At 34.4% G+C, this 26147-nt stretch carries 18 protein-coding genes; 7 read left to right on the top strand and 11 right to left on the bottom strand.

Translation table 11 applies throughout. The annotated features are described in order from the left end of the window. The first annotated feature begins 560 nt into the window (after positions 1 to 560). From BOW55_RS17140 to BOW55_RS17130, 3 genes are all read left to right on the top strand, one after another. Positions 561 to 3716, top strand: a complete 3156-nt coding sequence (locus tag BOW55_RS17140; RefSeq protein WP_129025260.1) for a TonB-dependent receptor — start codon at positions 561 to 563, stop codon at positions 3714 to 3716. Positions 3717 to 3749: 33 nt separating this feature from the next. Then, positions 3750 to 5156, top strand: a complete 1407-nt coding sequence (locus BOW55_RS17135) for a RagB/SusD family nutrient uptake outer membrane protein (RefSeq protein WP_129025258.1) — start codon at positions 3750 to 3752, stop codon at positions 5154 to 5156. A 268-nt stretch (positions 5157 to 5424) separates the two neighbouring features. Continuing rightward, positions 5425 to 6345, top strand: a complete 921-nt coding sequence (locus BOW55_RS17130) for a hypothetical protein (RefSeq protein ID WP_129025255.1) — start codon at positions 5425 to 5427, stop codon at positions 6343 to 6345. A 73-nt stretch (positions 6346 to 6418) separates the two neighbouring features. On the opposite strand, the gene BOW55_RS17125 is transcribed toward BOW55_RS17130, so the two are convergent. The 10 genes from BOW55_RS17125 to BOW55_RS17080 form a co-directional block, all read right to left on the bottom strand. Then, the gene (locus tag BOW55_RS17125) at positions 6419 to 7924 is read right to left on the bottom strand and encodes a glycerol kinase GlpK (RefSeq protein ID WP_129025253.1); all 1506 of its coding nucleotides are present in this window, start codon (positions 7922 to 7924) and stop codon (positions 6419 to 6421) included. A gap of 71 nt (positions 7925 to 7995) precedes the next feature. Then, on the bottom strand, positions 7996 to 9285 hold the full coding sequence (locus BOW55_RS17120; RefSeq protein ID WP_129025251.1) for a nucleoside hydrolase-like domain-containing protein: 1290 nt from the start codon (positions 9283 to 9285) through the stop codon (positions 7996 to 7998). Positions 9286 to 9363: 78 nt separating this feature from the next. Continuing rightward, on the bottom strand, positions 9364 to 10338 hold the full coding sequence (locus BOW55_RS17115; RefSeq protein ID WP_089056075.1) for an ABC transporter permease: 975 nt from the start codon (positions 10336 to 10338) through the stop codon (positions 9364 to 9366). A gap of 8 nt (positions 10339 to 10346) precedes the next feature. Beyond that, positions 10347 to 11837, bottom strand: a complete 1491-nt coding sequence (locus BOW55_RS17110; protein ID WP_129025249.1) for a sugar ABC transporter ATP-binding protein — start codon at positions 11835 to 11837, stop codon at positions 10347 to 10349. A gap of 1 nt (position 11838) precedes the next feature. Next, positions 11839 to 12453: a DUF2291 domain-containing protein gene (locus BOW55_RS17105; RefSeq protein ID WP_089059378.1), complete on the bottom strand. Its 615-nt coding sequence runs from the start codon at positions 12451 to 12453 to the stop codon at positions 11839 to 11841. Between the two features lie 2 nt (positions 12454 to 12455). Continuing rightward, the gene (locus tag BOW55_RS17100; RefSeq protein WP_129025247.1) at positions 12456 to 13376 is read right to left on the bottom strand and encodes a D-ribose ABC transporter substrate-binding protein; all 921 of its coding nucleotides are present in this window, start codon (positions 13374 to 13376) and stop codon (positions 12456 to 12458) included. After that, complete coding sequence (locus BOW55_RS17095) at positions 13373 to 14329, bottom strand: transketolase family protein (RefSeq protein WP_129025245.1); 957 nt, start codon at positions 14327 to 14329, stop codon at positions 13373 to 13375. The genes BOW55_RS17100 and BOW55_RS17095 overlap by 4 nt, the downstream gene beginning before the upstream one ends. After that, on the bottom strand, positions 14329 to 15168 hold the full coding sequence (locus BOW55_RS17090; RefSeq protein WP_129025243.1) for a transketolase: 840 nt from the start codon (positions 15166 to 15168) through the stop codon (positions 14329 to 14331). Before BOW55_RS17090 ends, BOW55_RS17095 begins: the two co-directional genes overlap by 1 nt. A 54-nt stretch (positions 15169 to 15222) precedes the next feature. Next, a complete protein-coding gene (locus BOW55_RS17085) occupies positions 15223 to 16626 on the bottom strand; it encodes an L-fucose/L-arabinose isomerase family protein (RefSeq protein WP_129025241.1) in 1404 nt (467 codons plus the stop codon). Between the two features lie 17 nt (positions 16627 to 16643). Then, positions 16644 to 17405: a DeoR/GlpR family DNA-binding transcription regulator gene (locus BOW55_RS17080; protein WP_089056068.1), complete on the bottom strand. Its 762-nt coding sequence runs from the start codon at positions 17403 to 17405 to the stop codon at positions 16644 to 16646. Positions 17406 to 18046: 641 nt separating this feature from the next. Between BOW55_RS17080 and BOW55_RS17075 the strand changes: the two genes are divergently transcribed. The 4 genes from BOW55_RS17075 to BOW55_RS17060 all read left to right on the top strand — a co-directional run bounded on the left by BOW55_RS17075 (position 18047) and on the right by BOW55_RS17060 (position 24472). Next, entirely contained in the window at positions 18047 to 20896 is a 2850-nt protein-coding gene (locus BOW55_RS17075) for a TonB-dependent receptor (protein ID WP_129025239.1), read from the top strand. 413 nt (positions 20897 to 21309) lie between these two features. Beyond that, positions 21310 to 22608, top strand: a complete 1299-nt coding sequence (locus BOW55_RS17070; RefSeq protein WP_206733616.1) for a DUF5690 family protein — start codon at positions 21310 to 21312, stop codon at positions 22606 to 22608. Positions 22609 to 22627: 19 nt separating this feature from the next. Further along, positions 22628 to 23788: a TIGR03364 family FAD-dependent oxidoreductase gene (locus BOW55_RS17065; protein WP_129025237.1), complete on the top strand. Its 1161-nt coding sequence runs from the start codon at positions 22628 to 22630 to the stop codon at positions 23786 to 23788. Further along, positions 23789 to 24472, top strand: coding sequence for a phosphonatase-like hydrolase (locus tag BOW55_RS17060; RefSeq protein WP_129025235.1), 684 nt, complete (start codon positions 23789 to 23791; stop codon positions 24470 to 24472). Between the two features lie 39 nt (positions 24473 to 24511). Here BOW55_RS17060 and BOW55_RS17055 read toward each other — a convergent pair whose 3' ends face one another. After that, positions 24512 to 25090 carry a helix-turn-helix domain-containing protein gene (locus tag BOW55_RS17055; protein ID WP_129025233.1) on the bottom strand — a complete coding sequence of 193 codons (579 nt, stop codon included), beginning with the start codon at positions 25088 to 25090 and terminating at the stop codon, positions 24512 to 24514. Positions 25091 to 26147: the final 1057 nt, after the last annotated feature.

Genomic DNA, 26147 nt, shown 5'->3' with positions numbered 1-26147 from the left:
CTATTTTAAAATCAATATCTTCTATTTTTATTCTTTTTTTTATTCTTTTAATTTTTTTTCTTTCTATTTTTTTCGTTTTGTCATTTTTTTTATAGTTATTTATATTTTATTATTGATTTTTTTTAATTATTATTTAAAATCATAAATGCTGAATAGTAAGAAGTTTTTTAACTAACCAAAAAAATATATACATGGAAAAAAGATAAAAGTAGAGGCTATTTAAAATTGTAAATAGTCTAAAACTGTCCTGATTTTTTACTCCGATTTCTTTTGGAATATAATTTTAAAATACGGAGCTAACCGATATGTTGAAGTAAAAAAAAATCTGGCTAAATCAAAATTGAAAGAAAACGACTTCTATACAGTCGTTATTTGGAAACGAAAATTTGCATCGAAACGGACTAAAATGTTTTAAAAGCTCAGGAAATTGTTGCCGTATTATGCTGTATAATGTAAAATTATTAATCTAAAAATAAACTATTGAAAAATTAAAAAAGCAATTCAATTTCACTAAATGTGAAAATACAAAATTTTATAACAACCAAATAACCAATAAAATAATGAAACTAAAATATTATATATTTTTTCTCGGACTATTATTATGTATGCCAATTTATGGACAGCAACAAAAAGAAATAAGTGGAAAAATTACCGATGGTCTCGGATTACCTGTGCCAGGAGTAAATATTGTTGAAAAAGGAACCACAAATGGAGTTCAAAGTGATTTTGATGGTAAATTTTCATTAAAGGTAAAAAGTGATAAAGCAGTATTAGTTGTTACTTATGTAGGTTTTAAAACAAAAGAAGTTTTGTTAAATGGCCAAACTAATATTTCGATTAAATTAGAAGAAGACTCTAACAAACTAGATGAAGTAGTCGTTGTGGGGTATGGTTCTGTCAAGAAAAAAGACTTAACAGGAGCGGTAGTTTCTGTTGGTGCAGATAAATTGGAAGGAAGGTCAAATGTTAATGCACTTCAATCACTTGGAGGACAAGCATCTGGTGTTCAAATTATACAGTCTCAAGGTGCTCCGGGTCTTGCTCCTACCGTAAAAATACGTGGAGCTTCTTCCATAAATGCAGGAACAACTCCTCTTTATGTTATAGATGGTATTCCGCTGGAAGATAATACAACCACTTCTACGGATTCAGGAATCAGCGGAGGAAGTAATTTGAGTTTTAATAGAAATCCATTGAATTCTATTAACCCTAACGATATTGAGTCAATTGATATTTTGAAAGACGCATCGTCTGCAGCTATTTATGGTTCCAGAGGAGCAAATGGTGTTGTTATCATTACGACCAAGCAAGGAAAAGCTGGTAAAACCAAAATTGACGCAATTTTTGAGAGTGGTGTTTCTAAAGTCAACCGTAAAGTTGACATGATGAATGCACAAGAATTTATTGCCTACAATACAGCAGCTAGAAACAATACATGGGCGACAACCGTTGCTGCGAATCCATCAGCTACAAGAGGAATTGGCGTAACTGTTCCTGTAGAATTCTCTGATCCAGCTTGGATTGCTCGTATCGGAAATGGAACTGACTGGCAGGATGTTGCATTGAGAACTGCCACTAACATGAATTTTCAGTTGTCGGCTTCTGGTGGAACCGAGAAGACTCAATTTATGACATCATTAGGATATATAAGTTCAGAAGGTGTTGTGGACAGTAACACTTATCAAAGAATTAATGTTAGATCAAACCTTAAGCATAAGTTTAATGATAAACTTCGTATGGGAATAAACATTGGACTTAGCCAGGTAAACGAAGCACCATACGGTACAGGTGGAAAAAGTGATGTAGTGGGGCTTGCTCTGCAAAGTGATCCATTTTTTCCTCTTTATGTTGAAACAGGAAGCCTTGGTTTTAAGGATCCTGCCTCAATTTGGAACACATTTTCTAAATATGGTTTCCAGCTTTGGCATCCTTATTCCTTAACAAGAGAGGCAATTGCCAAAAAAAGAACGAATGTATCCATACTTACTTCTTTCCTTGAATGGGATATTATTAAAGATTTGACTTTTAAAACTTCTGTGAGTTCTAATATTGAGAATACAGTTCATAATTTCTATTGGAATGCAGGTCAAAACTGGGGATATTCAGGATGGGTACCAGCGCAGGCTGATTTCAAAACGCTGCAATCTAATAATTGGATTTCAGAAAGTACACTGAATTACAATAAGAAATTTAATGAAAATCACAATCTGAATGTATTGGCAGGGTTTTCTGCTCAGGAACAGCGTACCGATTTAAGCAGTATGACAGCCGGTAGTTTTCCAAATGATTTAGTGCATACTTTGAATGCTGGTGTAGTGAATGCCGGTAACACTTTTGTAGAAGAATGGTCATTACTTTCTTATTTAGCTCGTGCCAATTATTCTTATAAAGGTAAATATTTGGCAACTGCTGCAATTCGTGCTGATGGCTCTTCTCGTTTTGGAGCCAATAACAAGTGGGGGTATTTCCCATCAGGATCGCTGGCATGGCGTATATCTGAAGAATCTTTTCTAAAAGAATCTTCTTGGTTAACTAATTTGAAAGTTAGATTAAGTTATGGAGAAACGGGTAACAATTCGATTCCAAATTATGGATCAATAGGATTATTAGGTTATAGCCCATATGTAAGTTCTGGTACGGTAAACCAAGGTATTTATACCTCAAATTTTGCTGATAAAAATTTGAAATGGGAAAAAACGGGTCAGACCAACTTTGGGGTTGATTTCAGTGTTTTTAACGGACGTGTGAAATTTACGGGTGATATTTATTACTCAAAAACTAAGGATTTATTACTTAATGTGCCTATTCCAATTATTTCTGGGTTTTCTTCTACTTTGACGAATATCGGAGAGCTGGAAAATAGAGGATTTGAGGTAAGTCTAAGCACTATTAATTTTGATAGAAAATTCAAATGGAGTACTGATTTTAACATTTTTGCCAATCGAAATAAAGTGTTAAAACTAGGTGCAAATGATGCTCCAATAGATATTAATGTGAGCAGTATGACGTCACGTACAGCAGTTGGACAGCCGGTAGGGATGTACTATGGTTATATTATTGACGGTGTAATTATGTCACAAGCAGAGTTGAACAGCAAAGCATATCCTGTATGGCCGGGCAGTGAAGCGGGTGATCCAAGAGTAAGAGATGTTAACAACGATGGTAAAATCAATTCTGATGACCGAACTTATTTGGGTAACTATCAGCCTAATTTTCAATGGGGTATGACTAATAATTTTTCTTACGCAGGATTTGAGCTTTCTGTTTTGCTTCGCGGTTCACAGGGAGGAGAAATCCTTAATCATACTGCTAGATATTTGAAATCAGGTGTAGGTGGAGGTAACCGTAACATGTATTCTGTTGTAAACAATTACTGGAAATCTGATGCTGATCCAGGAAACGGAATGATTCCGAAACCTCGTATGTCGCCAAACACTGTTCAGGATTTTGGTTCAAGTTATTGGGTTGAAGACGGATCATTTGTTCGTATCCAAAATATACGTTTAGGCTATAATTTGCCAAAAGATTTAGTTCAAAAACTAAAGATAAGTAATATAAAATTATATATAAATATGGAAAACGTTCATGTGTTTTCGGATTATTTAGGATATGATCCAGAGGGCAGTACTTATCAATCTGGTGCAATGGTTGGTTTCGATTATGGAGCGTATCCAAATCCTTTTACTGCTACTATGGGACTAAATGTTAGTTTTTAAAAATCGATAAAAATCATTTAAAACGTAAGAAAAATGAAAAAAATAATATCAATGCTTTTTTGCAGCTTATTCGTAATAGGATGCAGTTCAGATTTTTTAGATAAAACCCCTGTTTCAAATGCTAACGAAGAGAATTTCTATAAATCTCAGAAAGATATTGAAACAGCGTTATGGTCTGCTTATAATTCGCTGTATCTACTGAATGGTCCAGAAAGTCTGCCATCATTCTATGGTGAGTTAATGTCTGATAACGCGTATAGTGATAATGCTGCTGGAAGAATACAAGACTATGAAAGTTTCGAATTGCACACAATGACAATCGATAATGAGTTAGTGTTTAATTTCTGGAACAACTATTATAAATCAATCTATATTGTAAATAATATTATTACCAGCGCCGAAAAACTTGATTTTGCCAATCGAGATGCCTTAATTGGAGAAGCAAAGTTTTTACGTTCCTTATATTACTTTGACATGGTTCGTGCTTGGGGCGATGTGCCATTGGTTACAACCCCAATTAGTATTGATCAAGCTTATGCACAAGCGCGCACGCCAAAGGATCAAATTTATGATCAAATTATTAAAGATCTTGATTTTGCAGCGGCTAAATTACCTGTAAAAACAAGTCAGCGTTTTGTAGGAGCTGCTAGTCAGGAAGCTGCAAATACTTTGTTAGGTAAGGTTTACCTAACTACTGGAAATAAAGCAAAAGCAGCAGAAACTTTATTGAAAGTGTATGGTAAATTTAGTTTGGTGCCTTACGCCGATTTATGGGATTTAACCAAGAAAAATGGTGCATCGTCTATTTTTGAGATTCAATATAAAGGTGGCGTAGCTAATCCGTACAGTTCATATTGGGCCATGTTTACACCGGTTGACAATCGTGTGATTACCGCTTGGGGAGGAGGATTTAATCAAATAACCAATGATTTATGGAATGCCTATGAAACAAATGATCCAAGGAGAGATATTTCTATTCAAAATGGATATAAAACACCTAACGGTTCAACTGTTAATGTGAAATTTTCAATTAAGTGGAAAGATGCAAAAGCTCCTGTTAATGGTTTAAGAGAAGCTTCGGATAATAACTTTATCATTCTTCGTTATGCGGATGTTCTTCTAATGTTAACAGAAGCAACTGCAGATCCAAAATACATGAACGAAGTTCGTACCCGTGTTGGGCTGCCAGCTTATGGAACGGCAGGTTATCCGACTAAGTACAATACGGTAGCTCTTGCTTTAGAACATGAAGCTCAGGTAGAATTTGCATGCGAATTCCATCGTTGGTTTGATTTAATAAGAACAGGAAGAGCTATTCCGGTAATTAAAGGCAGCAGTAAAAATATCACGCTTACCGAAGCAAAATTATTATTGCCTATTCCGTTTTTAGTAATTAATCAAAATCCAGGTGTTATTACTCAAAATGAGGCTTATAAATAAAATGAGCGTTTAAGATTAGTTCTCGTTTGATAAAATTGTGGACTATTTCAAGACACCGGTAGGCCATGAGTTTAAAAAGTTGCATTAGGGTTATAATTAGTTTGATAGAAATGAGTCCTATATAAAGGACTCATTTTGTTTAGATGGAATGTTTTTTAATTTTAAAATTTTAAAAATAACCTGATTTTAGATAAACTGCTCAGATAAAAAAGTTCTTATAAAGGATACGAGATAATGCTAACTAATTAAAATAAAATAAATAATCATAATGAATATATCAAATTCACAATTTACAAGATACGAAGAGAATAATAATGTGTGGTTGTCTCAAAAGAGCGGCGAGGAATTTAATTTTAATGATTATGGCATAGTTCCTACTGTTCTTGGAAGTGAAGCAGAGGTAGGTCAGGCAATGTTAAAGGAACTTTACGATACTGCAGCCTCAAAAGAGGGGGATATCAATATTGCTCTTCTTGGTGGTAGAGGGGCTCAGGAGTTGCACCGTTTGCTTGGAAACTTAGCCAAATCGACAGAGCAAGACCTTTTACTTGCAAGACTGAATGTGTTTACTCAGGATGCGCTTGCTTCATTGAGTATGAATAATGGTTTAAGTTTTGTTAGAGATTTTGAGCGTATTTTAGGTGATGCCTTTTTTAAAAAGATCAAAAGTTTTACACCAATTCGAACAGATACAGAAGATTTAGAGTCCGCACTTGTACAGTATTTGACTAAATTGGAAGAATTAGGAGGTTTGGATATATTTTTTATAGGTCATGGTCCTGAAGAAAACCATGCATCACATTTGGCTTACATTAAACCTTTTTCTGGAGCAAAAAGTGAGCACATTGCAGGGATAATTCCAATATCTAATAGCATTTTGGAGCATCACATTAGTAAGTTTAAAGCAGGTGGAAGCCTTATAAATGAAAATGATGAAAAAGAATGTCGATCTGCAAAATATATTCTCACTTTAGGTCCAGCAGCCATATTACAAGCCAAGAAGGTCGTTCAGTCTGTAGTAGATGCTGATTCTGCCCCTGCTAAAGTTCAAACTTACGCAAACGTAATTAATACACAGTTGAGTTCAGATACAGATCAATTATTACAACAATTAAATGCAAATCCAGGGTTATGGATAAGATTACACCCAAATACTGAATCTTTTGTGCTGCCTAATTTAGGTCTTTAATAATTGATTTAATGATAAATTAAAAAGCTTCAGATATTACTGAAGCTTTTTTAGCTTATAGCAGATTTTAATTTTAAACTATTTCCTTTTTTATTTTTTCCTTCCAGCCCAAATATCCATTTGCAGGCAGTTCATTATTCGAATCACTTAAAACCTGTTCTGTTTGATTTTTAACAAGAGCAGCGAGTTGTTCAATGTTTTTATAAATACCGCTTTTCAAACCAGATAAATAGGCAGCTCCTAAAGCAGAAATATCGGAGTTTTGTTGCTTATTTAGTGGAATTCCTAGTAGATCTGCTAAAAAATGAACCACAAATTTATTTTGAGTCATACCTCCATTTACAGAAATAGATTTTAATGGCGCTTTCATGTCTTTTGTCATGGCTTCAATTACATCTTTGATTTGATAAGGAATGCTTTCCAAAGCCGCCCTAACGATATGATTTTTAGTCGTTCCAAAAGTCATTCCTTCAATGGATGCTTTTCGGTTCATTTGCCAGTGAGGCGCACCTAATCCACTAAAAGCAGGAATTAAATACACACCAGAATTGTCATAGATTTCCATTGCCATAGAGGCTGTTTCAGCAGGATTTGAAAATAATTGTAATTCATTTTTTAACCATTCTATAGTGGAGCCACAGGAAACAATAGCGCCTTCAAGCGCATAATCTATTCGGTCTTCGGTACTCCAGCAAATGGTTGTGAGCATTCCAAAATTTGATAAAACGGCTTCGCTGCCAATATTCATCATAATAGAACTTCCTGTTCCCATTGTGACTTTTGCAGTACCTTTTTCGAAACAGCCTTCTCCGAAAGCAGCAGCATGAGAATCGCCGATTAAAGCTGTAATCGGAATAGAAATAGGGGGGGTATTGTCGAAAATCTGATGTAAATCCATTTCCCCAAAATCATGTGATGAAGGGCAGACCTGAGGCAGGTTTAAGTGGCTTAATCCCCATTTTTCAAGAATTTCAACATCCCATTTTAGGGTATGAATATTGAAAAGCAATGTTCTGGAAGCATTTGTATAATCGGTTTTGAAATGAGTTCCATTGCTCAATTTATACAAAAGCCAGCAATCTACTGTTCCAAAATACACTTCACCTTGTGTTACTTTTTCTTTTAATACAGCATCATTTTGTAACAGCCAAAGCAATTTAGTGCCAGAAAAATAAGGGTCTAATAATAAACCTGTTTTTTGTTTGATTATATCATTTTGTCCCTTTTCAATTAAATCAGTACAAATATCAATAGAACGCTTACAGGCCCAAACTACTGCTGGTGCCAGCGCTTTTCCGTTTTTATCCCAAAGAACAAATGTTTCTCTTTGATTGCTAATGCCACAAGATGTTATATCTGTTAACTGAAGTCCCTGATTAGTGAAATTATTCAAGCAAAGGCGAACAGAATCAAGTACATTTTGGTAAATATCTTCTGGATTTTGTTCTACAAAACCATTGTCAAAATAAGTTGTTTTTAAGTCTACACTGCCTTTAGAAACAGCTAGTCCTAATTGGTCAAAAAGTATGGTTTTGGTACTACTCGTACCTTGGTCAATAGCTAGAATATATTTTTTCATTATCTTTTGCAGTAAAAATTGATTTTTGACAATTTGAGAGTGATAAGGCTTTTTGGAGTGAAATAAAGGTATTATCTAAGCCAATCCCAACGTTTAGCCCAATCTAAAAGCACATCGGTTCTCCATTTTAAAACCGTTTTACCGCCTTGCCAAATATCATCATAAAGTTCAGGATTTGTTCGATCCGTGAACCAATTTTTACCTAAATTATAGTCTGTTGCATTAGGTTTGCCTGGCCAAAGATTGCTTACTAAAAAAGTGCCGCTCTGGGTTTCAAATCCAGGAATGTCCGAAGTAACTTTATAGCTTAATTTTTCAGTGCGTTTTGGGCAATATCTAACTACATAATTCCCATTACCTATATAATATCCTTCCCATTTTTGTTCGCCAATTTCTGCCTGTACAGTCATTGTGATGCAAGCTGAATCTTTTGGGATATTAACAATAGGTCCTTTAAAATGAAATTCCATTATAGAAAATACGGGTACAGTATCTTTCACTGTCGTATTTCTATCAAATACAATTCTAGGGCTATGCGCTATCCTTACATAACTGCCGCCCCAGCTTTCTTTCATTGGATTATTTGGATTTCCATCCATCATATAAAGTAATGATGGCGTGTCACCCATTTTAAGCCTGCCTTCATAACGGTTATTTTTATAATCTTTACCTAAAAACCCCGCCTCGTTAATATAGTTCTTATAGTAATTTTTTTCGTTTAAATTCTCGGCGACATTATCTGAGAAAAATCCATAGTATGATGAATTAGATTCTATAAACCAAAGATTTGGGAAATTAGCTGCTATGTAAGCATAACTATCTGCACTCCATTTTTTATTAGGGCCACCTATCCAAAAGACTTTTATATTTTTCTGGATTTCGGGTTTATCATGTAATGCCTGTGCCAAATCTTCAAGACCACCCCAAATCAGAATCCAAAGAGGTCTTTTATCTTTTTTTAAAGCACACTTGATAATCCAGTCCGATCCTTCTGTTGAAGTTGCAAAGCCTTTAAAAGGAAAACGACCACGTTTTCCTTGTTTAGTTACTGAACGCAAATATTGTGGACTTGCTAATCCTTGAATGTGTTTTTGTAGTTTTGGAAGATCTTTTTCATATAGATCAATGGTTCTAATAATTTCTTCTTTACTGCCCTCGCCATATGAAGGTGAAGAAATAAGTCCCTCAATATCAAATTTTTCATTATACATTAAGAGATGAATCATCGATTGGTTATCATCTGGGTCTGTACCTCCAATATCAGTACTTACTATAATTCTGGGCTTAACAGTTACTGGCTGTTGTGCTAGAATTACAGTAGAAAAGGAGCAAAATAAAATCGTGAAAATCAGCTTGTTCATGTTTTTTAAATTAAGAATTTATTTATGACAAATGCCATCTTGAAAGTTAACAGGAATAACAAGAGTTATTATGAGGTATTATCTGTTTTTTTGATTCATTTTATCAATGATTACCGCTAATAAAATAACAAATCCTTTTACGACCTGCTGCCAAAAAGGTGATACATCCAATAAAACCAATCCATTATTTAAAACCCCAATAATTACTGCGCCAATTACAGTCCCTGCTACGGTACCAATACCTCCTGAAAGTGAAGTTCCTCCAATAACTACTGCGGCGATTGAATCTAATTCGTAACTCATACCAGCATTAGGTTGTGCAGAATTTAGTCTTGAAGTAACTAAAATACCACCGACAGCAGCCATCATTCCTGCGATTCCATAAACGGCTAGTTTGATTCTATTAATGTTAATTCCGGATAAAAAAGCCGCTTTTTCATTTCCACCAATAGCATAAATATATCTTCCGAAGGTTGTTTTCTTAGTTAAAAAAATAACAATGAGAACCATTGTCAGTGAAATCCATACCGGTACCGGAATTCCCAGAATCCAGCCCGAACCTATAAATTCAAATTCAGAACCTAAATTAGAAATAGGAATTCCTTCAGTGTAAAGCATCGTAAACCCACGGGCAATAGTAAGCATGGCCAATGTTGCTACAAAAGGAGGAATGGAGAATTTAGTAATGACCCAGCCGTTAAAAAGCCCTAAAGCCATTCCGATAAGAATCGATACTAAAATTGCTCCTAAGACGGAAAACCCCACAAATAAATCCATAGACTCAAAAGGGATTCCGTTTTTTAATAATCCGGCGCATACTGCTGCGGTGAAACCTAATACAGAACCTACTGAAAGATCTATTCCAGCCATCAAAACCACTAAGGTCATTCCGACAGAAATACAAACATTGACAGAGATTTGTCTTAGTACATTCCAAAGATTAGCGCTGGTCATAAACTTATCAGACAATAAGCTGATAAAAAGACACAGCAAAAACAATGCAATCAGGGATTGCGATTTCTTAATAATAGGGTGGTTTAGAGAGATAGTCATAGTTGTGGTTATTCTGGTAAAGCTGATTTTAATAATTTATCTTCATTAGCTTCATTGGCCAGAAAGGAGGCTTTAATTTTCCCTTCAGCCATTACTAAAATTCGATCCGAAAGGGCTAGTATTTCGGGAATTTCGGAAGAAACTAAAATGATACTCATTTGGTTAGTTGCGAGTTCTTTTATTAGATTATAAATTTCATTTTTGGCATTTATATCTATTCCGCGTGTTGGCTCATCCATCATTAAAATTTGAGGATTGGTCGCGAGCCATTTTGCCAGAACTACTTTTTGTTGATTTCCACCACTTAAATTCTGGCAGAGCTGCATTTCAGATGGTGTTTTGATACGCAATTTTTCGATATAATCCTTTGAGGATTGCTTGTCTTTCGAAGGGTTCAAAATTCCGAAGGTAGGTAAGCTGGTCAGGCTTATATTGGATGAGATATCCATTCCTAAAATTAACCCTTCAGTTTTACGATCTTCGGTCACAAAGGCTAATCCATTTTCAATGGCATCTTTTGGTTTTTTGTGAAAGGTATTTTTTTTGTCAATTTCTAAATTATAATGACTATTTGCGGGATGCATACCAAATAGGGTTTCCAAAAGTTCAGTTCTGCCGGCTCCCATCAAACCGAATATGCCCAGGATTTCACCTTTTTTCAATTCGAAAGAAATATCATGAAGGAGTTTTCTTTTCTTATTGTTGGGATTAATAAGGTTGAGATTATCAACTTTTAAAATGGTATTTTGAAATTCATTTTGGGTATTTTTTCTCTCAATAAGCACGTCACGACCTACCATTTTCCGAATTAAATCCTGCTCGGTAGCATTTTTCATTTCTCCTTCATCTATGCTGTTTCCGTCTCTTAAAACAGTATAGTTTTCGGCAATTTTAAACAATTCATCCATTTTATGAGAAATGTAGACAATAGTTTTGCCTTCTTTTTTTAACTCATAAATAATACGATGCAGGTTGTCTATTTCTTTATCGCTTAAAGCAGAAGTTGGTTCGTCCATCAAAATAACATCAGCATTACAAAGCAGTGCTTTTGCAATTTCGATTAGTTGTTGTTCTCCTACTTTAAGTTGTTGAACCAATGTTTTGGGAGAAACATTCAATTGAATTTTTTCGAAAATGCGTTTGGCTTCCGCTTCCATTTTTGAGGAATCTAAAAGCCCCAGAGGGGTTAAGATTTCTCTTCCCAGAAATAGATTCTCTGTTACGCTCAGTTCAGGAATCAAATTTAATTCCTGATGAATAATAGCTATGCCTGCATTTTGTGCTTCTTTTATATTCGAAAATGAAACTGTTTGTCCATTTAACTGAATTTCGCCGTCGTATTGGGTGTAAACACCTGTCAGAATTTTTAACAAGGTTGATTTTCCTGCGCCATTTTCTCCCAATATGGCATTGACTTTTCCAGGATGAAATTTGAAATTTACCTGATTAAGTGCTTTTACGCCTGGGAATTCTTTCGATATGTTTATTGCTTCTAACAATTTACTGAAGTTTAATTTGTGATGGAATAATTAAAAGGTCAGTAAACAGAGTTTGTTTTTTACTCAATTTAATGGCTCCCGAGAATGAAATGCTATCACCAATTTTTACCTTTTTAATTTCTTTTGGCACAACCTCATTGCGAACAATATCATTTAAGCTTTCTGAAACTTTGTTAAATTGAGCATTGGTTTTAAAATCAGTTAGTTTAACTAAGCCGGAAGCATCTCTTAAAGCATTTCCGAAAATGTATTTGGTATCAATAAAAATGATACCATTTTTTTCGTCAGCAATGGTGTAAATACCATCTTTTATATCGAGAATTTTGCCAGTGCTTTTAATCATAAAATAAGCTGAATTTCCTATTCCAAGACGGTTTCCATAATTTTTAAAAGCAGCTTGCTGATCTGATTTTACCGAAGCGATTAACGTAGTTAAATCGATAGTTTTTTTACTTTTCAAAATGCCTTTATAGTAAATGGAATCGGCATAAGCTTTAAAGTCAAAAGATTCTTTTTGTGCTTTTTTAACATCGCTCAGTTTTTTAAAATAAACCGAATTATATCCTAAAATGGCTATTATAAGGAAGGCTAAAATATAAACATACTTTTTTTTCATCTTTAATAGTCTTTTATGTTTGCTGCGTTTATTAATTCGACTTCTACAGGAACTCTTTGAGGGAAAACTCTTCTCCCTTTAAAATATTCATCTGCATATTGGGCAGCTGTTTGAGCCATTACTTTGGGAAATTGCATACCGGTGGCTACAATTTTCTTTTCTCTGATTTTTTCAATTACATCTCCAGCGCCATCAAATCCAAAAATTTTGACTTTATATTCCTTTCCTGCTGCTTGCAAGGCTTGAAAAGCACCCATTGCCATGGCATCATTGCCGCAAAAAACAGCATCAATATCAGGATTTGCCTGCATAATGGTTTCTAAAACCTCCATAGCTTTAGTTCGGTCGAAATTACCGCTTTGTTGTGCGACCATTTTTAGATTTGGAAACTTATCCACAACTGAATGGAATCCTTTTGACCTTGCCCATGTATTATTGTCACCTACAAGCCCAATGATCTCTACATAATTTCCTTTTTCCTTTAATTCTTTTACAAATTCAATTCCGATAGAAACACAACCTGAGTAGTTGTCTGAAAGAATTTGACTTGTTGCCGCATCATCCACGTTTACTTCTCTATCCATACAAAAAACAGGAATTCCTGCAGTTTTTGCTTTTAAGATACTGGAAATTGAACCGTCAGAGTCTGTTGGATTTAGAAGAATGGCATCATAACCAGAAGAAATGAGGTTTTCAAAATTATCCGATTCGATGGCAGGATTATTTTGCGAATCAAATATCTTCGCTTCATAACCTAGTTTTCGGGCATTTTCAGCTGCGGATTCTGCCAGCATTACAAACCACGGATTATTTAATGTTGAAACCACAACTGCAATTTTTGGCTTTTCAGCCTTCTCCTTGGAAGTACATCCAAAGATTAAAACCAAGGTTAGCAGCACTAAGGTAAAGTGTTTTGTCTTCATGGTTTTAGTAGGTTTAAAGCGGTGTTTTTTAACCCATCTGCTGATATACCATAATGGTTGAAAATTTCTATTTGAGAACCGGAAACGGTGTGATCATCCGGCAATCCTATAATTTTGAATTTGTTTACGCAGCCATTTTGAAATAATAAAGAAGCAACTGCTTCTCCTAAGCCTCCATTAATAGAATGTTCCTCCACAGTAATAATGGGTTTATTGTTTGAGGCAGTACTCAATAATAATTCAGTATCTAATGGTTTAATAGTATGTAAACTGATTATTTTGCTGGAAATATTATGGTCTTTTTTCAATAGTTTAGCAGCTTCAAGACAAGGAAGCACAGCTTCGCCGGTAGCAATAAAAGTGAGATCCTTTCCTTCCTGAATGATACGTCCTTTTCCAATTTTGAAATCGGTTACATTCGAGTTAAGATTAGCAGGCATTGTTTTTTTACCAAAACGCAGGTAAATAGGACTCTGCATTTCGGCTGCTTGTTTGATGGCTTCAGCGGTTTCAAAATTGTCTGCAGGTGCCACAATAGTAAGGTTATTGATGGCTCTGAGTGCTGCAAAATCATGTAAACTATGATGTGTAGTTCCTAAAGCGCCATAACTTACGCCGGCACTAATACCGATTAATTTCACGGCATTATCAGAATATGCAACATCGTTTTTAATTTGTTCCAATGCACGAGCCGTAAGAAAACAAGCAGGAGAAACGGCAAAAGCTTTTTTGCCCATGCTGGCTAAACCTGTAGCCACGCCTACAAGATTTTGTTCGGCAATCCCGACTTCCACAATTTGTTCAGGAAATTTTTGTCCAAACGGCACTAATTTTCCTGAGCCACGAGAATCACTCGTAACAACCATAATATCTCTGTCAGTTGCTGCTAACGATTGAAGAACTTCAGAAAAGACTTCGAGGTTAGCGGCATCACTTGTTTTTATTTCTACCATTATTTTAAAACAGTTTCAAGTTCTTGTAATTGTTTGTCTAACTCTTCTACAGCCAAATCGTATTGCTCTTTTGAAGGAACTCCATGGTGCCATTTCAATACGTTTTCCATATAGCTAATTCCTTTTCCTTTGATTGTATGCGCTATGATAAAGCTTGGTTTGCCGTTTTTCAATGGTAAATTATTGAGTACTTTTGAAAGTTCTTCTAAATTATGTCCATCTACGTGGGTTACAGCCCAGCCAAAAGCTTCCATTTTTTGATCTATAGGCTCGAGTCCCATAACATCGGCGTTTGGGGCAGTAATTTGCAGTTTATTGTAATCTAAAATAGCACAGAGATTATCTAATTTATAGTGAGCAGCAAACATCATGGCTTCCCAGTTAGAGCCTTCTGCCATTTCACCGTCACCTAAAATAGTGAAAACCTTTACATCTGAATGGTCTCTTTTTGCAGCTAAAGCAGCTCCTGCACAAATAGGTAAACCATGACCTAATCCTCCTGTATTTTGTTCGATGCCAGGAATAGCTTTGGTAGGATGTCCTATATAAGGAGATTTGTATTGGCAAAGTGTCAATAAATCTTCTTCAGGAAAAAAACCTTTGTCTGCAAGTACTACATATAAAGCTTCAACACAGTGCCCTTTACTTTGAATAAATATATCTCTGGTCCTAGAATTAAAATTCTCAGGAGAAACGTTCATTACATTATTGTATAAAACATTGAGTATGTCTAAAATAGACAAACTTCCTCCCGTATGACCAGCTTTGGCATTATAGATGTATTTGAGTATTTTTTTTCTACCCTCAATTGATTTTCTTTTTAATTCGTCAATGTGCATCTTATATTAATTTATCGTTTGTAAAACTTTGCAAATCCATGTGATGAATTCCATTTAGTGTCTGTAAATTTCCCAACCCATGTAATTGCCTAAAGCTTCTTCTAAGATGGCAGCTGTTTTTGAAGCATTCATTACGACATGATGTTCAAATCCGTTTTTACAAATGTATTGCATTAGTCCTTGCAGGTCAGGTATTTGAGCAACAGCTCTGTTTCCAAAAGTGTTTAGTGCATCGTCTGTAAGTTCGCCTTCACCAATGTATACTTTAATAATACCTTTTGGATCGTCAGTACTAATTCTTCCATAAGTTAGAGGCATTGCAGGTGTTCTTCCGTCTAAAGCGCCATAAGTGTTTTCGACTCCAACAGTAGTTCCAAGAATAGGAGCGGTGCTTAACTGAATGTCTGGCAAGAATGATTTGGCCCAGTTTCCACAGTGAAATAAAACACATTTTTCAGGATCATCAGCGTAGTTATTATTCCAGTCTACCAATGCACTTGGTGATCCTGATGCTAATTGCATGGCATACATACTCAAAGTTCCTGTAACATCCACCTCACAAGCACTCGGAAGCATGTTTTCACTCATGATACTCATACTTGTACATACATTGCAGCCATAGTTTTGTTGCAATGAAGTCCAGCATTGGATGGCAGTTGCATCCAGAGCATATTCTTCCATGAAATCTTTTAATACCACATCTAATTTGGCAATTTGAAGCATAGCCTCGTTTGGAGTTTTGCCTTGAGCGACATAAGCATTAATCGATTCTAAATGTTTTTTTACCGATGCATCCTCAGCTGTTAGTTTATTTGCTTTTCCTAGAATTTCAGATAAATCTACTGTGGTTACGGTAATGCCGTTTCTTTGTAATATTTTTTCAGAATAACGAACGGTATTAAAGGCTCCCGGTCTTGCTCCGATAGCGCCGATTCTTACATTTCGCATTCCTTTTACCACTCTGCAGACAGCAGTAAAATCTAGTAAGTCTTTCTGGAAAACAGGGTCAGAAGGACTCATTACATGCTGACTTGTCAAAGAGTATTTTATTCCATATTGATATAAATTGTTGCAAACTGAGATTTTACCGCACCAGGAATCACGTCTGTTTACCACATTCATTTTCGTCAATTCATCCGGGTACGCCTGAATAAGAACAGGAACATTAAGATTGGCTAATTTTAAAGTATCGGCAATACCTTTTTCATCCCCAAAATTTGGTAGTAAAACAAGCACACCCATAATTTCGTCTTGGTGTCTTTTGAATAATTCGGCACATTTTTGCGCTTCCTTATACGTTTCTACTCCGCCTAATTTGGTGTCGGTACTGTCTAGTAAAATAGGTTTGATATTTAATTTTGCTAAAATTTCAATAATTTCAAATCTGGCCTTTTCTACTAAACTGTCTGGAAAAAAATCTCTATTTCCAATAATTACTCCTAATGTTGATGTTGTCATTCTTTGGGTTTGTTTTTTTATGCTATTATTACTTCAATTTCATTGTCTCTAAATACTTGTTTGTGTTTTTCCTCGATGTTATCATCAGTTATTATGTAGTCAATTAAGGATAATGCTCCCAAACTGGCTAATGCGCTTTTCCCCACTTTTGTACTATCAGCGACTAGATATGTTACTTCTGCAGCCTCAATCATTGCTTTTTTTACAACCAGGTCACTAATACTTGGATAGGTAAGTCCTGCTTTTAATGAAATTCCTGCCGTGGCTAAAAATAACTTCTGAACATGTAATCCTTTAAAAAAGTCTGCTGCTTTTTGTCCTGTAAGTGATAATGTAGGCGGTTTGAATTCGCCTCCCGTCATAATCACTTCGATATCCGGGTCAGCACCTAATAATAAAGCGATGTTTAATGCATTTGTAATTACAGTTAATCGTTTGTGACCTTTTAGTTTTTTTGCGATCTCTGTTGTTGTTGAACCTGAATCTAGAATGATAGTATCACCATTTTCTATGAATTCCAGACATTTCTGCGCAATAGCCGACTTCTGTTCCAAATTTTCCTGACGTTGCAGTGAAAAACTTCTAACCTGATCTTCTACATTTTTAATGCTTGCTCCACCATGTTCTTTAAGAATCAATCCTTCGCTTTCTAATTTTTCAAGATCTTGACGTACTGTTACTTCTGTGACTTTGAATAAGCGAGCTAAATCGTTCACTTTTGCAAAACCATCTTCTTTTAACAGGTCTAGTATTTTTTCTCTTCTTTGATTTGCTAACATGTTATTTGTTTTTAATATGTGAATAACAAATATAAACAATTGCAAAACAAATTAAAGTAGATGCAAAACAAATATAAAGCAAATGTAAAACAAAATAAAAGAAAAACAAAACAAAATAAAAGAAAGAAAAAGAAAATTCAGGTTTTTACTTTTTTTAACTAACAAAGTGTTGTGAGTTAGTTGTTTGTGTCTATAATTGTGTTGTTGGTTTCTTTTTTAGAGTGGAAAAATAACGTAAATAGTATTATTTAGTTGTTTGTGTTGGATGTTGCTAATTTCTTTGTTTGTTATAATTTATTGTATTCAGGAGAAGAAAACTGTAAGTTTTAAACTGAAAAGATTATAATAAAGTTTGTGAATTTGAATTCTTTGAGTCTTTGTTTTGTTAGCTGTCTATCTTTCTGTAGCTTCTTGTATTGCTTCATGAAATAGTAATTATTACTATTTGTAAATATTTTTTTGAATGGTTATACTTTGTGTTTGTTGTTGATTTTATCTTCAATAAACTGACGTTGTTAACATTAAAATTACATAACAATAATCCTCTGTTAAGAATTTCTTAAAATCTAAAAATTTACTATAAGTAAATTTATATCCATTTTTGCAACGAAATATTTACTAATATTAATAATTTAACTGAAATGGAAAAAAATAGGTTTTTGATTTATGTAGTTTTTTTATTGGTTTCGCTGACAGCAGCAGGACAAAAAGGAGCTATAAAAGGTAAAGTGTTTGATGGTGCTTTTCCGCTTCCGGGCGCGATAGTACAGTTGAATGGGACTCAAAAAAATGCTTCAACAGATTTTGAAGGAAGTTATAATATTACCGGAATTGAAGCCGGAGATTATGAAATCGTGGTTACTTATTTAGGTTACGAAAAAATCAACCAGAAAATTACAATCGGCGCTGGAAAAGTAATGGTTGTTCCAAATATTTTATTGAAAACTTCCTCAAATAATTTGGATGAGGTAGTGGTGAAAGATAATTCAAAAAGACTAAGTGAAGCCAAGGCATTAAATATTCAAAAAAATGCGATCAATTTGGTAAATGTTATAGCTGCGGATGGAATCGGAAAACTTCCGGATCGTAATGCAGCCGAAGCAGTACAACGTGTTCCGGGTGTATCTATTGAGCGTGATCAGGGAGAAGGTCGTTATGTAGCCGTGCGCGGATTACCTGCTGAATGGAGTTCTACTACAATGAATGGAAACCGAATTCCAACTGCAGCCGATGAAGGGGCAAGCAGAGCTACGGCATTTGATTTTTTTCCGACGGAAATGATTGGTTATGTTGAGGTTTCTAAGGCTTTAACACCAGACATAGATGCTGATGCATTAGGCGGAAGTGTGAATTTTATAACAAAAACAGCGCCTTCTAAATTTACTGTAGATGCTAGTGTTGGTATGGGATACAATGCAAAATCGGATAAAGGAATTTATAGTGGTTCTGTTTTGGTTGGAGACAAATCTAAAAATGGAAAGTTTGGTTATATACTGAATTTTTCGCAATGGAACAGAAACTGGGCTTCTGATAATTTTGAAGCAAGAAGATCTGGAGACGAAGGTGTTTACCGCTTAGAATTAAGAGATTATACAGGTGAAAGACATACAACAGGTTTTAATGGCGGATTTGAATTTAATCCAAATGAGCGAAATAAGTTTTTCGTAAAACTGAATTACGGAAAACTTCTTGATGAAGAAACGCACTTTAAACGTCGTATCCGTTTTGATAAATTCAATGCGACAACAAATGCAGGAAGAGTGGAGCTTCAGAATATCTACAATGAATTGAACTTTGATTTCTATGGTGGTGAAGTTGGAGGAAAACATATCGGAAACAAAGGAGTTTTTGATTGGAGTGCAGCACATTACAGCACGGAGTTTTATTACGGAAATGTACCCGACGCTCAAAACAACAGTTATTATTCTGTATTTTTTAAGCAAGACGGAGTAGGTTTAAATCCTGCTTATCTTCAAGATAGAGGGAACGGTCCTAGAGCGTATTGGGATTCTGATGGAGGATATATGAATACAGATAATATGTTTGGTTATTTGTCAAATCCTAATTTTCAGGACAGTCCTAATTTGATGAAATTTAGTACGTTGGAACTTTATAAAGTAGCTGTAAAAGAAAGAGATAATATTGTGGCATCGGCGAATTATGAATTTGATGCGAATGAAAATCTTAACTTAAAATTTGGTGCTAAATTTAGAGATAAAGACAGAATTGCCACTTTTGCAGATGAGTTTTACAATTGGAGCGGAGCGGCAGCGGCGCCAACTTTGGCAAGTTATGGACAGTATAATATTATGCAGCCAAAAGGGACAGAATACCTGAAAGAGCTTGATACTAATATCGGAAATAGTTTTGGGCCAGTACTTTCTCCAACGGGTATGAATCAGTTTTACAATGATAATTTTAATAACGGTAATTTGAAATTGTCTGAAAGCGATTCTGAAATTCTTGCCAACGGCGGCGGATTAGGGCGTAACTTCAATGTTGATGAAACGCATACTTCTGTATATGGAATGGCGACGTATAAAATAAATAGTAAACTGACTTTTTTAGGAGGTTTGAGAGCAACTAACACCAATACAAAAGTAAGCGGTTATCAATATGATGTAACGCCTGAAAATCCGGATGGGTTACTTTCTAAAGTTACAAAAACAAAAAACTATCTATCGCTTTTGCCAATGCTTCACTTAAAATATTCTCCTGAGGAAAATACAAACCTAAGACTGGCAGCAACGAGAACTTTTACAAGACCTGATTTTGGTTATCTGGCGCCGGGAGGTACTTATTTGGCTGCTGATAATGAATATGACGGAGGTAATCCGGATGTGAATCCTACGTATTCTTATAATTTTGATTTGATGGGAGAACATTATTTTGGAAAACTTGATGTTGTTTCTGCTGGAGTGTTTTACAAAACAATTACGGATCCTATTTTTATGGATACCAAACAAGGTGATATCAACGGACATACAGGAGTTGAAATCTCACAACCTATGAATGGTGATAATGCATGGCTTTTTGGTGCTGAAGTTAGTGGAAACAAAAAGTTTGACTTTCTTCCAGGATTCCTAAATGGTTTTGGTGTGCAAGCCAATTATACTTTTACTAAGTCGCAAATGACAATACCAGGTCGCGCAGGAAAAACCAGTTTGCCTAGACAAGGGGATCATTTAGCAAATGCACAATTGTATTATGAAAAAGGAAGAATAAATGTTAGGGCAGCGTATAACTTTAAATCAAAATATATTACCGAGCACGGTACAAGTGGTTTGGATAGAGATGATGTTTATTACGGAGCTTATTCTGCATTAGATGCTACGTTTTCATTCAAATTAACGAAGCATTTTACAATTTTTGCTGAAGCAAACAATCTTCTTAATGATAAATTGGAATATTATTATGGAGACGACAGCCGACCAAAACAAGTAGAGCTTTACGGAATCAGAGGGCAAATGGGGATAAAATGGAGCCTGTAGAATAAAATTTTGTTTGATGTTTTTTTATTGGAAGAGTCGGTTTTATGCCGGCTTTTCCTTTTTTTATGAGATTGGTTGTTTTGTTATAATGAAATTTTTATTCGATTTTAAAATATAAAATTTTACTATTTGTAATTTTTTAATTGTTTGGTGTTTTTATTTGTAAACTTTAAAAGCACACTTCATAGAAAATTTATCTTTGATTCAAATGTTAATTAAAAGAAAAACAGATTTTTAAATGTTTAATGTTTTGATTTTGTTAGTGTTGATGCTTTTTGTTTGTTCTTTTGTTGTTTATTGTTTATAGATAAAATTTTACTATTTGTAAAAAATAATTAATAATATGTTTACTTTTGCTTAATATTAGTCTTTGTTTTGAATGCTACTTTTGTACTTGTAAAAACAGATTAATTATGCTTAAGAAGGTAAATAAGTTTACAAATGGTAAAAAAACATCGACGATGTTAATTATTATAGCGGTCTTTTTGTGTTACACAGGAATGTATGCCATACGAAAGTCGTTTTTAGCAGGTCAATACATAGATCTTTCCTTAGGTTTTGGACTAAATGCAAAGATAACTTTAGTGATAAGTCAGGTTTTGGGTTATATGGTTTCAAAATTCATCGGTATTAAGGTGATTTCTGAAATGAAGAAAGAAAAAAGAGCGATTTGGCTGGTATGTTTTATAACTTTCAGTTTGGCAATGTTGGGATTATTTGCAATCGTACCGCCTAAGTTAAAAGTATTGGCTTTATTCTTTAATGGATTGCCTTTAGGAATGGTTTTCGGAATTGTATTCTCTTACATTGAAGGCAGAAAAAACACCGAGTTATTGGCAGCAGCACTTAGCGCCACTTTTATATTTTCGACCGGACTTGTAAAAACCGCCGGTTTGCTTTTGATGCGTGATTTTAATGTAAGCGAATATAATATGCCTTTTTTGACAGGATTGCTTTTTTTTCCGCTTTTTCTGCTTTCTGTTATCGTTCTTAATTATTCGAAAGCGCCAAGCGAAAGCGATATAAAAGAACGTTCCGAAAGACAGCCAATGTATAAAAAAGAAAGAAAAGATTTTTTAAGAAAAAATTGGATTGGTTATTTTGGTTTAGTTGCTATTTATGTGTTGTTAACCATTGTAAGAGATTTTAGAGATAATTTTATTGTTGAGTTTTGGGCGGATCAAGGTTATTCGGGTACACCAAAAATTATCACACTAACAGAAATTCCTGTTGCGATAACCGTTTTATTAATTGCTGCTGCGGGAACTTTAATACGTAAAAATAAGCTGGCTTATAACATCGGGATGAGTCTTACTGTATTGGGTTCAGTGATGGTTTTGATTTCAACGGTTTTGTTTAATAATCATTTAATGTCTCCGGTTTACTGGATGATTATTAGCGGTATTGGGGTTTATTTGCCATATATCTTATTTCACTGTCTAATTTTTGAGAGACTTGTGGCTTTGTTAAGTTTTAAAGGAAATGTAGGTTTTCTGTTTTATATCGCCGATGCTTTTGGTTATTTGGGAAGCGTTATGGTACTTGTCTTAAAAGAAATTACGGGTTTTAATAAAAGCTGGACTCAGTTTTTTGTATCGTTGAATATTACGTCAGCAATCATGATCGGAATGATTACACTTTTTTCAATGTGGTATTTCAATCGACGTTTTTTACAAAGAAAACAAAAATCAGCAGCAATGCTTTGTTCTTAATTTTTATAATTAATTAAAAATGAATACTAAATACGATTTAATTGTTATTGGTGGCGGAGTTTTAGGAACTTTTCATGCTTACCACGCATTACAAAAAGGTTTAAAAGTTGCCATAATAGAAAAAGACAAACTGCCGGTAAGTGCTACAGTTCGCAATTTTGGTCAGGTAGTGCCGTCTGGAATGGATACAAAGTGGCAGAATTATGGACGAGAAAGTCTTAAGATTTATAATGATATTCAAAGCCACTTTGATATTTCGATTCGGAAAAACGGCTCAGTATATTTAGCTTCAAATGATGAGGAAGTACAGCTTATTGAGGAATTAAGCATCATAAACAAAAACAATGGGTATGAATCGCTATTGTTAACCAAAGAACAATGTCTTGAAAAATATTCAGGCTTACGAAACGAATATGTAAAGGCGGGGCTTTTCTTTCCTGAAGAGGTTACAGTTGAGCCAAGAATAATGATAAACCGTTTATTGGAGTTTCTTATAAAAAATAAAGGTTTAGCTTATTTTGGAAATACAAAAGTGGTGCGTTGCGATTCGCTTTCAGATGAAGTTGCAATTGTAACCGCTAATGGAGAAATTCATAAAACGTCAAAAGTAATATTGTGCTGCGGTTCAGAGTTCAAAACATTGTATCCTGATGTATTTGCAAAAAGCGATCTTGAAGTGACCAAATTACAAATGCTTCAGACAAAACCGCAAGCGGACTATCAATTAAACGGTTCGATATTAACCGGACTTTCTATTCGTCGTTATGAAGCTTTTTATGAGTGTCCTTCTTTCGACGGAATTAAAGCAAAAGAAGCATCAGGTAGTTTTGAGAAAGAGTGGGGTGTTCATATTCTGTTTAAACAAGCAACTGATGGATCGGTTATTATTGGAGATTCGCATGAATATGCTGATGCAGCCAATATCGACGACCTTGGATTTGATTTACGAATGGACGTAGATGAATTTATGATTGCTGAAGCTAAAAAAATATTCAACCTGCCAACTTACGAAATACAAAACCGTTGGTATGGTATGTATTCTCAGTGTAAAGAGAATGATATTTTTGAACATACTATAGAAAATAACATTCATATAGTAACGGGAATTGGAGGAAAAGGCATGACAGGAAGTGCAGGATTTTCTAAAGAAAACATTAAAAACATATTTAATTTAAAATAGATGATAGATATTAAACTAGTAGTTTTTGATATGGCAGGAACTACCGTAAATGAGAATAATCTTGTATATAAAACTGTTCAAAAAGTGATTAATCAGGAAGGGTTTTCGGTTTCACTTGATGAAGTATTGCTTTATGGTGCTGGTAAGGAAAAGCATACGGCTATAACAGATGTTTTAACTGCCTGTACTACCAATGTTGATATTAAAACGATTGCAGATAAAGCTTATAGTAATTTTAAAGTTGCTTTGGAAACGGCTTATGATGAAGCTCAGATTTCTACTTTTAACGGAATGGAAGCCTTTTTTGATTCTTTAAGAAAACATGATATCAAAATTGCGCTGAACACAGGATATGATTCTAAAACGGCGAATAAATTATTGGAAAAATTAAATTGGAAAGTGGGTGATCAGGTAGATGCTTTGATTACATCTGATGATGTTGTAAACGGAAGGCCAAATCCGGATATGATTCAAATGGCAATGGCTAAGTTTGGGATCACGAATCCTGCTCAGGTTTTAAAAGCAGGTGATTCGGAAATTGATATTATGGAGGGAAAAAACTCCGGATGTGCAATAACAGTTGGTGTTCTTAGCGGAGCGCAGAATAAAGAACAGCTAGAAATAGCTAACCCCGATTATATTTTGAATGATGTGACTGAGCTTGAAGGTATTTTATTTCAATAAGAAGTTTCGACTCAGTAAACCCGTCTGTAAAGGGCGGGTTTATTCATTTTTAGCCAGAAAGAAATAAAGTACCAGCATTTTTGCAGGTATATTTCCTTTGTTTACAGGAACGTGCGGAATCCTTCCGTCGAAGAATATAGAATCTCCGTCTTTAAGTAAAACTTCTTCTTCGCCAATAATATACCAGCATTCGCCGCTTAAAATATACTTAAATTCATAAGCATCTGTTTCTACTTTTCCGCGTTGCGAAGCGGGTTGTACTTCGAGTAAAACCGCTTCAAAAGCTACTGAAGATAATTGTTTTCCAAAAATAGAAAGGTAGGAGAATCCTTTTGCTTCATCTTCTTTTTCAATTATAGCGTTGTCTTCTTTTCTAGAAATTATAAAATTGCTTTTATCAGATTTTGGAAGACCGTTAAAAAAATCCGATACCTCAATTCCGAGTGCTTGTATAATGTGCAAAAGAACCGGAAGCGATGGTATAGTTCTTCCGTTTTCAATTCGTGAAATAAGGCCATTACTTACATCTGCATTTGTGGCAACTGTATTAATAGTAAGGTTGTTTTTTTTACGAATTTCTTTAATTCTTTTTCCTAAGCCAATAAGATAATCTTCCATAAAATTTGTTATAAGCAATATAATCGTAAAAGTCTTAAAATAACTTTACAATTCAAAATGATTGTTGAGTTAGGTTTGTAGTAAAAAGGGATTGGTAAATCGTGGGGAATTAGTTGTCAAAGAAGTAAATAATAAGTATTCTAGCTATTTTTTTTATAATATGTAGCTTTATGCTGCAGTTTTGAAAAATCTAAATACGTTGGGTCTTTTTGTAGTTTTCCGTTTATTTTTATCACGATTTTGCCACAGAGATTTTGTTTGGTTTTAAGAAAATTGAAAAACAGTGTAAAAGAATAAAATCTACGAATCTTAGTATTTGAAGATCTTGCAGTCTTAAATAAATTTGAAGTTTATGTATAAAAAAAAAGTCCTAATTTTCATTAGGACTTTTTTAGTGGGGAGAGCAGGATTCGAACTTGATCGTCTAAACCCTTGCCAATACTGCATTTTTTATTTTGTAAAACCTTTGTTGCCACGATGTTGCCATGAAAAAAAAGTGATCAATTTGCTTGTTTAATTATTTGTTTTTCAGTTGTTTAACTTGTGTTTTGTTGCTATGCTTCTTTTGTGGTGTAAATATAAGATTTTATTTTATAATTGATTGATTTGTCCTGTTTTTTATTTGTATTCTATTTCAAAATAATAGAGAACTGATTTGTAATTATCTTGCGCAGTAAGACAGGTATCCATTAGATATTCTTTTATATTGTTCCATTCCTGGAGTCCTCTGTAATAAAAAAGTTTAAGCTGTTCATCTATTATTAATGGCACTATGTTGTTTGCAAGACATTCCTTGAAAATAATTAATCGTCCCACACGACCGTTTTCATCCTGAAAAGGATGTATGATTTCGAATTTATAATTAATTTGTCGATAACTGAAATATGAAATAAAAATTATCGAAAGATTAGAGTGTATTTTTTTAGTATTGTGAAAGATTGGCATTTGAAGTTTTTACAGCAAAATTGGAGATAATTCTATGACCAAATCCTCTTAGAAATTGTGCATTTTTATTGTTTTTAATTTCTTAATTTTTTAATGATACATTATAAATACA

This window comes from Flavobacterium sp. YO12 (assembly GCF_004119495.1).
Taxonomy (GTDB): domain Bacteria; phylum Bacteroidota; class Bacteroidia; order Flavobacteriales; family Flavobacteriaceae; genus Flavobacterium.
This window is presented reverse-complemented; position numbering and strand designations above follow the sequence as displayed.

Coding starts and splice junctions, on each gene's coding strand:
- BOW55_RS17140 (WP_129025260.1), top strand. CDS start 561: ATGAAACTAAAATATTATATATTTTTTCTCGGACTATTATTATGTATG.
- BOW55_RS17135 (WP_129025258.1), top strand. CDS start 3,750: ATGAAAAAAATAATATCAATGCTTTTTTGCAGCTTATTCGTAATAGGA.
- BOW55_RS17130 (WP_129025255.1), top strand. CDS start 5,425: ATGAATATATCAAATTCACAATTTACAAGATACGAAGAGAATAATAAT.
- BOW55_RS17125 (WP_129025253.1), bottom strand. CDS start 7,924: ATGAAAAAATATATTCTAGCTATTGACCAAGGTACGAGTAGTACCAAA.
- BOW55_RS17120 (WP_129025251.1), bottom strand. CDS start 9,285: ATGAACAAGCTGATTTTCACGATTTTATTTTGCTCCTTTTCTACTGTA.
- BOW55_RS17115 (WP_089056075.1), bottom strand. CDS start 10,338: ATGACTATCTCTCTAAACCACCCTATTATTAAGAAATCGCAATCCCTG.
- BOW55_RS17105 (WP_089059378.1), bottom strand. CDS start 12,453: ATGAAAAAAAAGTATGTTTATATTTTAGCCTTCCTTATAATAGCCATT.
- BOW55_RS17100 (WP_129025247.1), bottom strand. CDS start 13,376: ATGAAGACAAAACACTTTACCTTAGTGCTGCTAACCTTGGTTTTAATC.
- BOW55_RS17095 (WP_129025245.1), bottom strand. CDS start 14,329: ATGGTAGAAATAAAAACAAGTGATGCCGCTAACCTCGAAGTCTTTTCT.
- BOW55_RS17090 (WP_129025243.1), bottom strand. CDS start 15,168: ATGCACATTGACGAATTAAAAAGAAAATCAATTGAGGGTAGAAAAAAA.
- BOW55_RS17085 (WP_129025241.1), bottom strand. CDS start 16,626: ATGACAACATCAACATTAGGAGTAATTATTGGAAATAGAGATTTTTTT.
- BOW55_RS17080 (WP_089056068.1), bottom strand. CDS start 17,405: ATGTTAGCAAATCAAAGAAGAGAAAAAATACTAGACCTGTTAAAAGAA.
- BOW55_RS17075 (WP_129025239.1), top strand. CDS start 18,047: ATGGAAAAAAATAGGTTTTTGATTTATGTAGTTTTTTTATTGGTTTCG.
- BOW55_RS17070 (WP_206733616.1), top strand. CDS start 21,310: ATGCTTAAGAAGGTAAATAAGTTTACAAATGGTAAAAAAACATCGACG.
- BOW55_RS17065 (WP_129025237.1), top strand. CDS start 22,628: ATGAATACTAAATACGATTTAATTGTTATTGGTGGCGGAGTTTTAGGA.
- BOW55_RS17060 (WP_129025235.1), top strand. CDS start 23,789: ATGATAGATATTAAACTAGTAGTTTTTGATATGGCAGGAACTACCGTA.
- BOW55_RS17055 (WP_129025233.1), bottom strand. CDS start 25,090: ATGGAAGATTATCTTATTGGCTTAGGAAAAAGAATTAAAGAAATTCGT.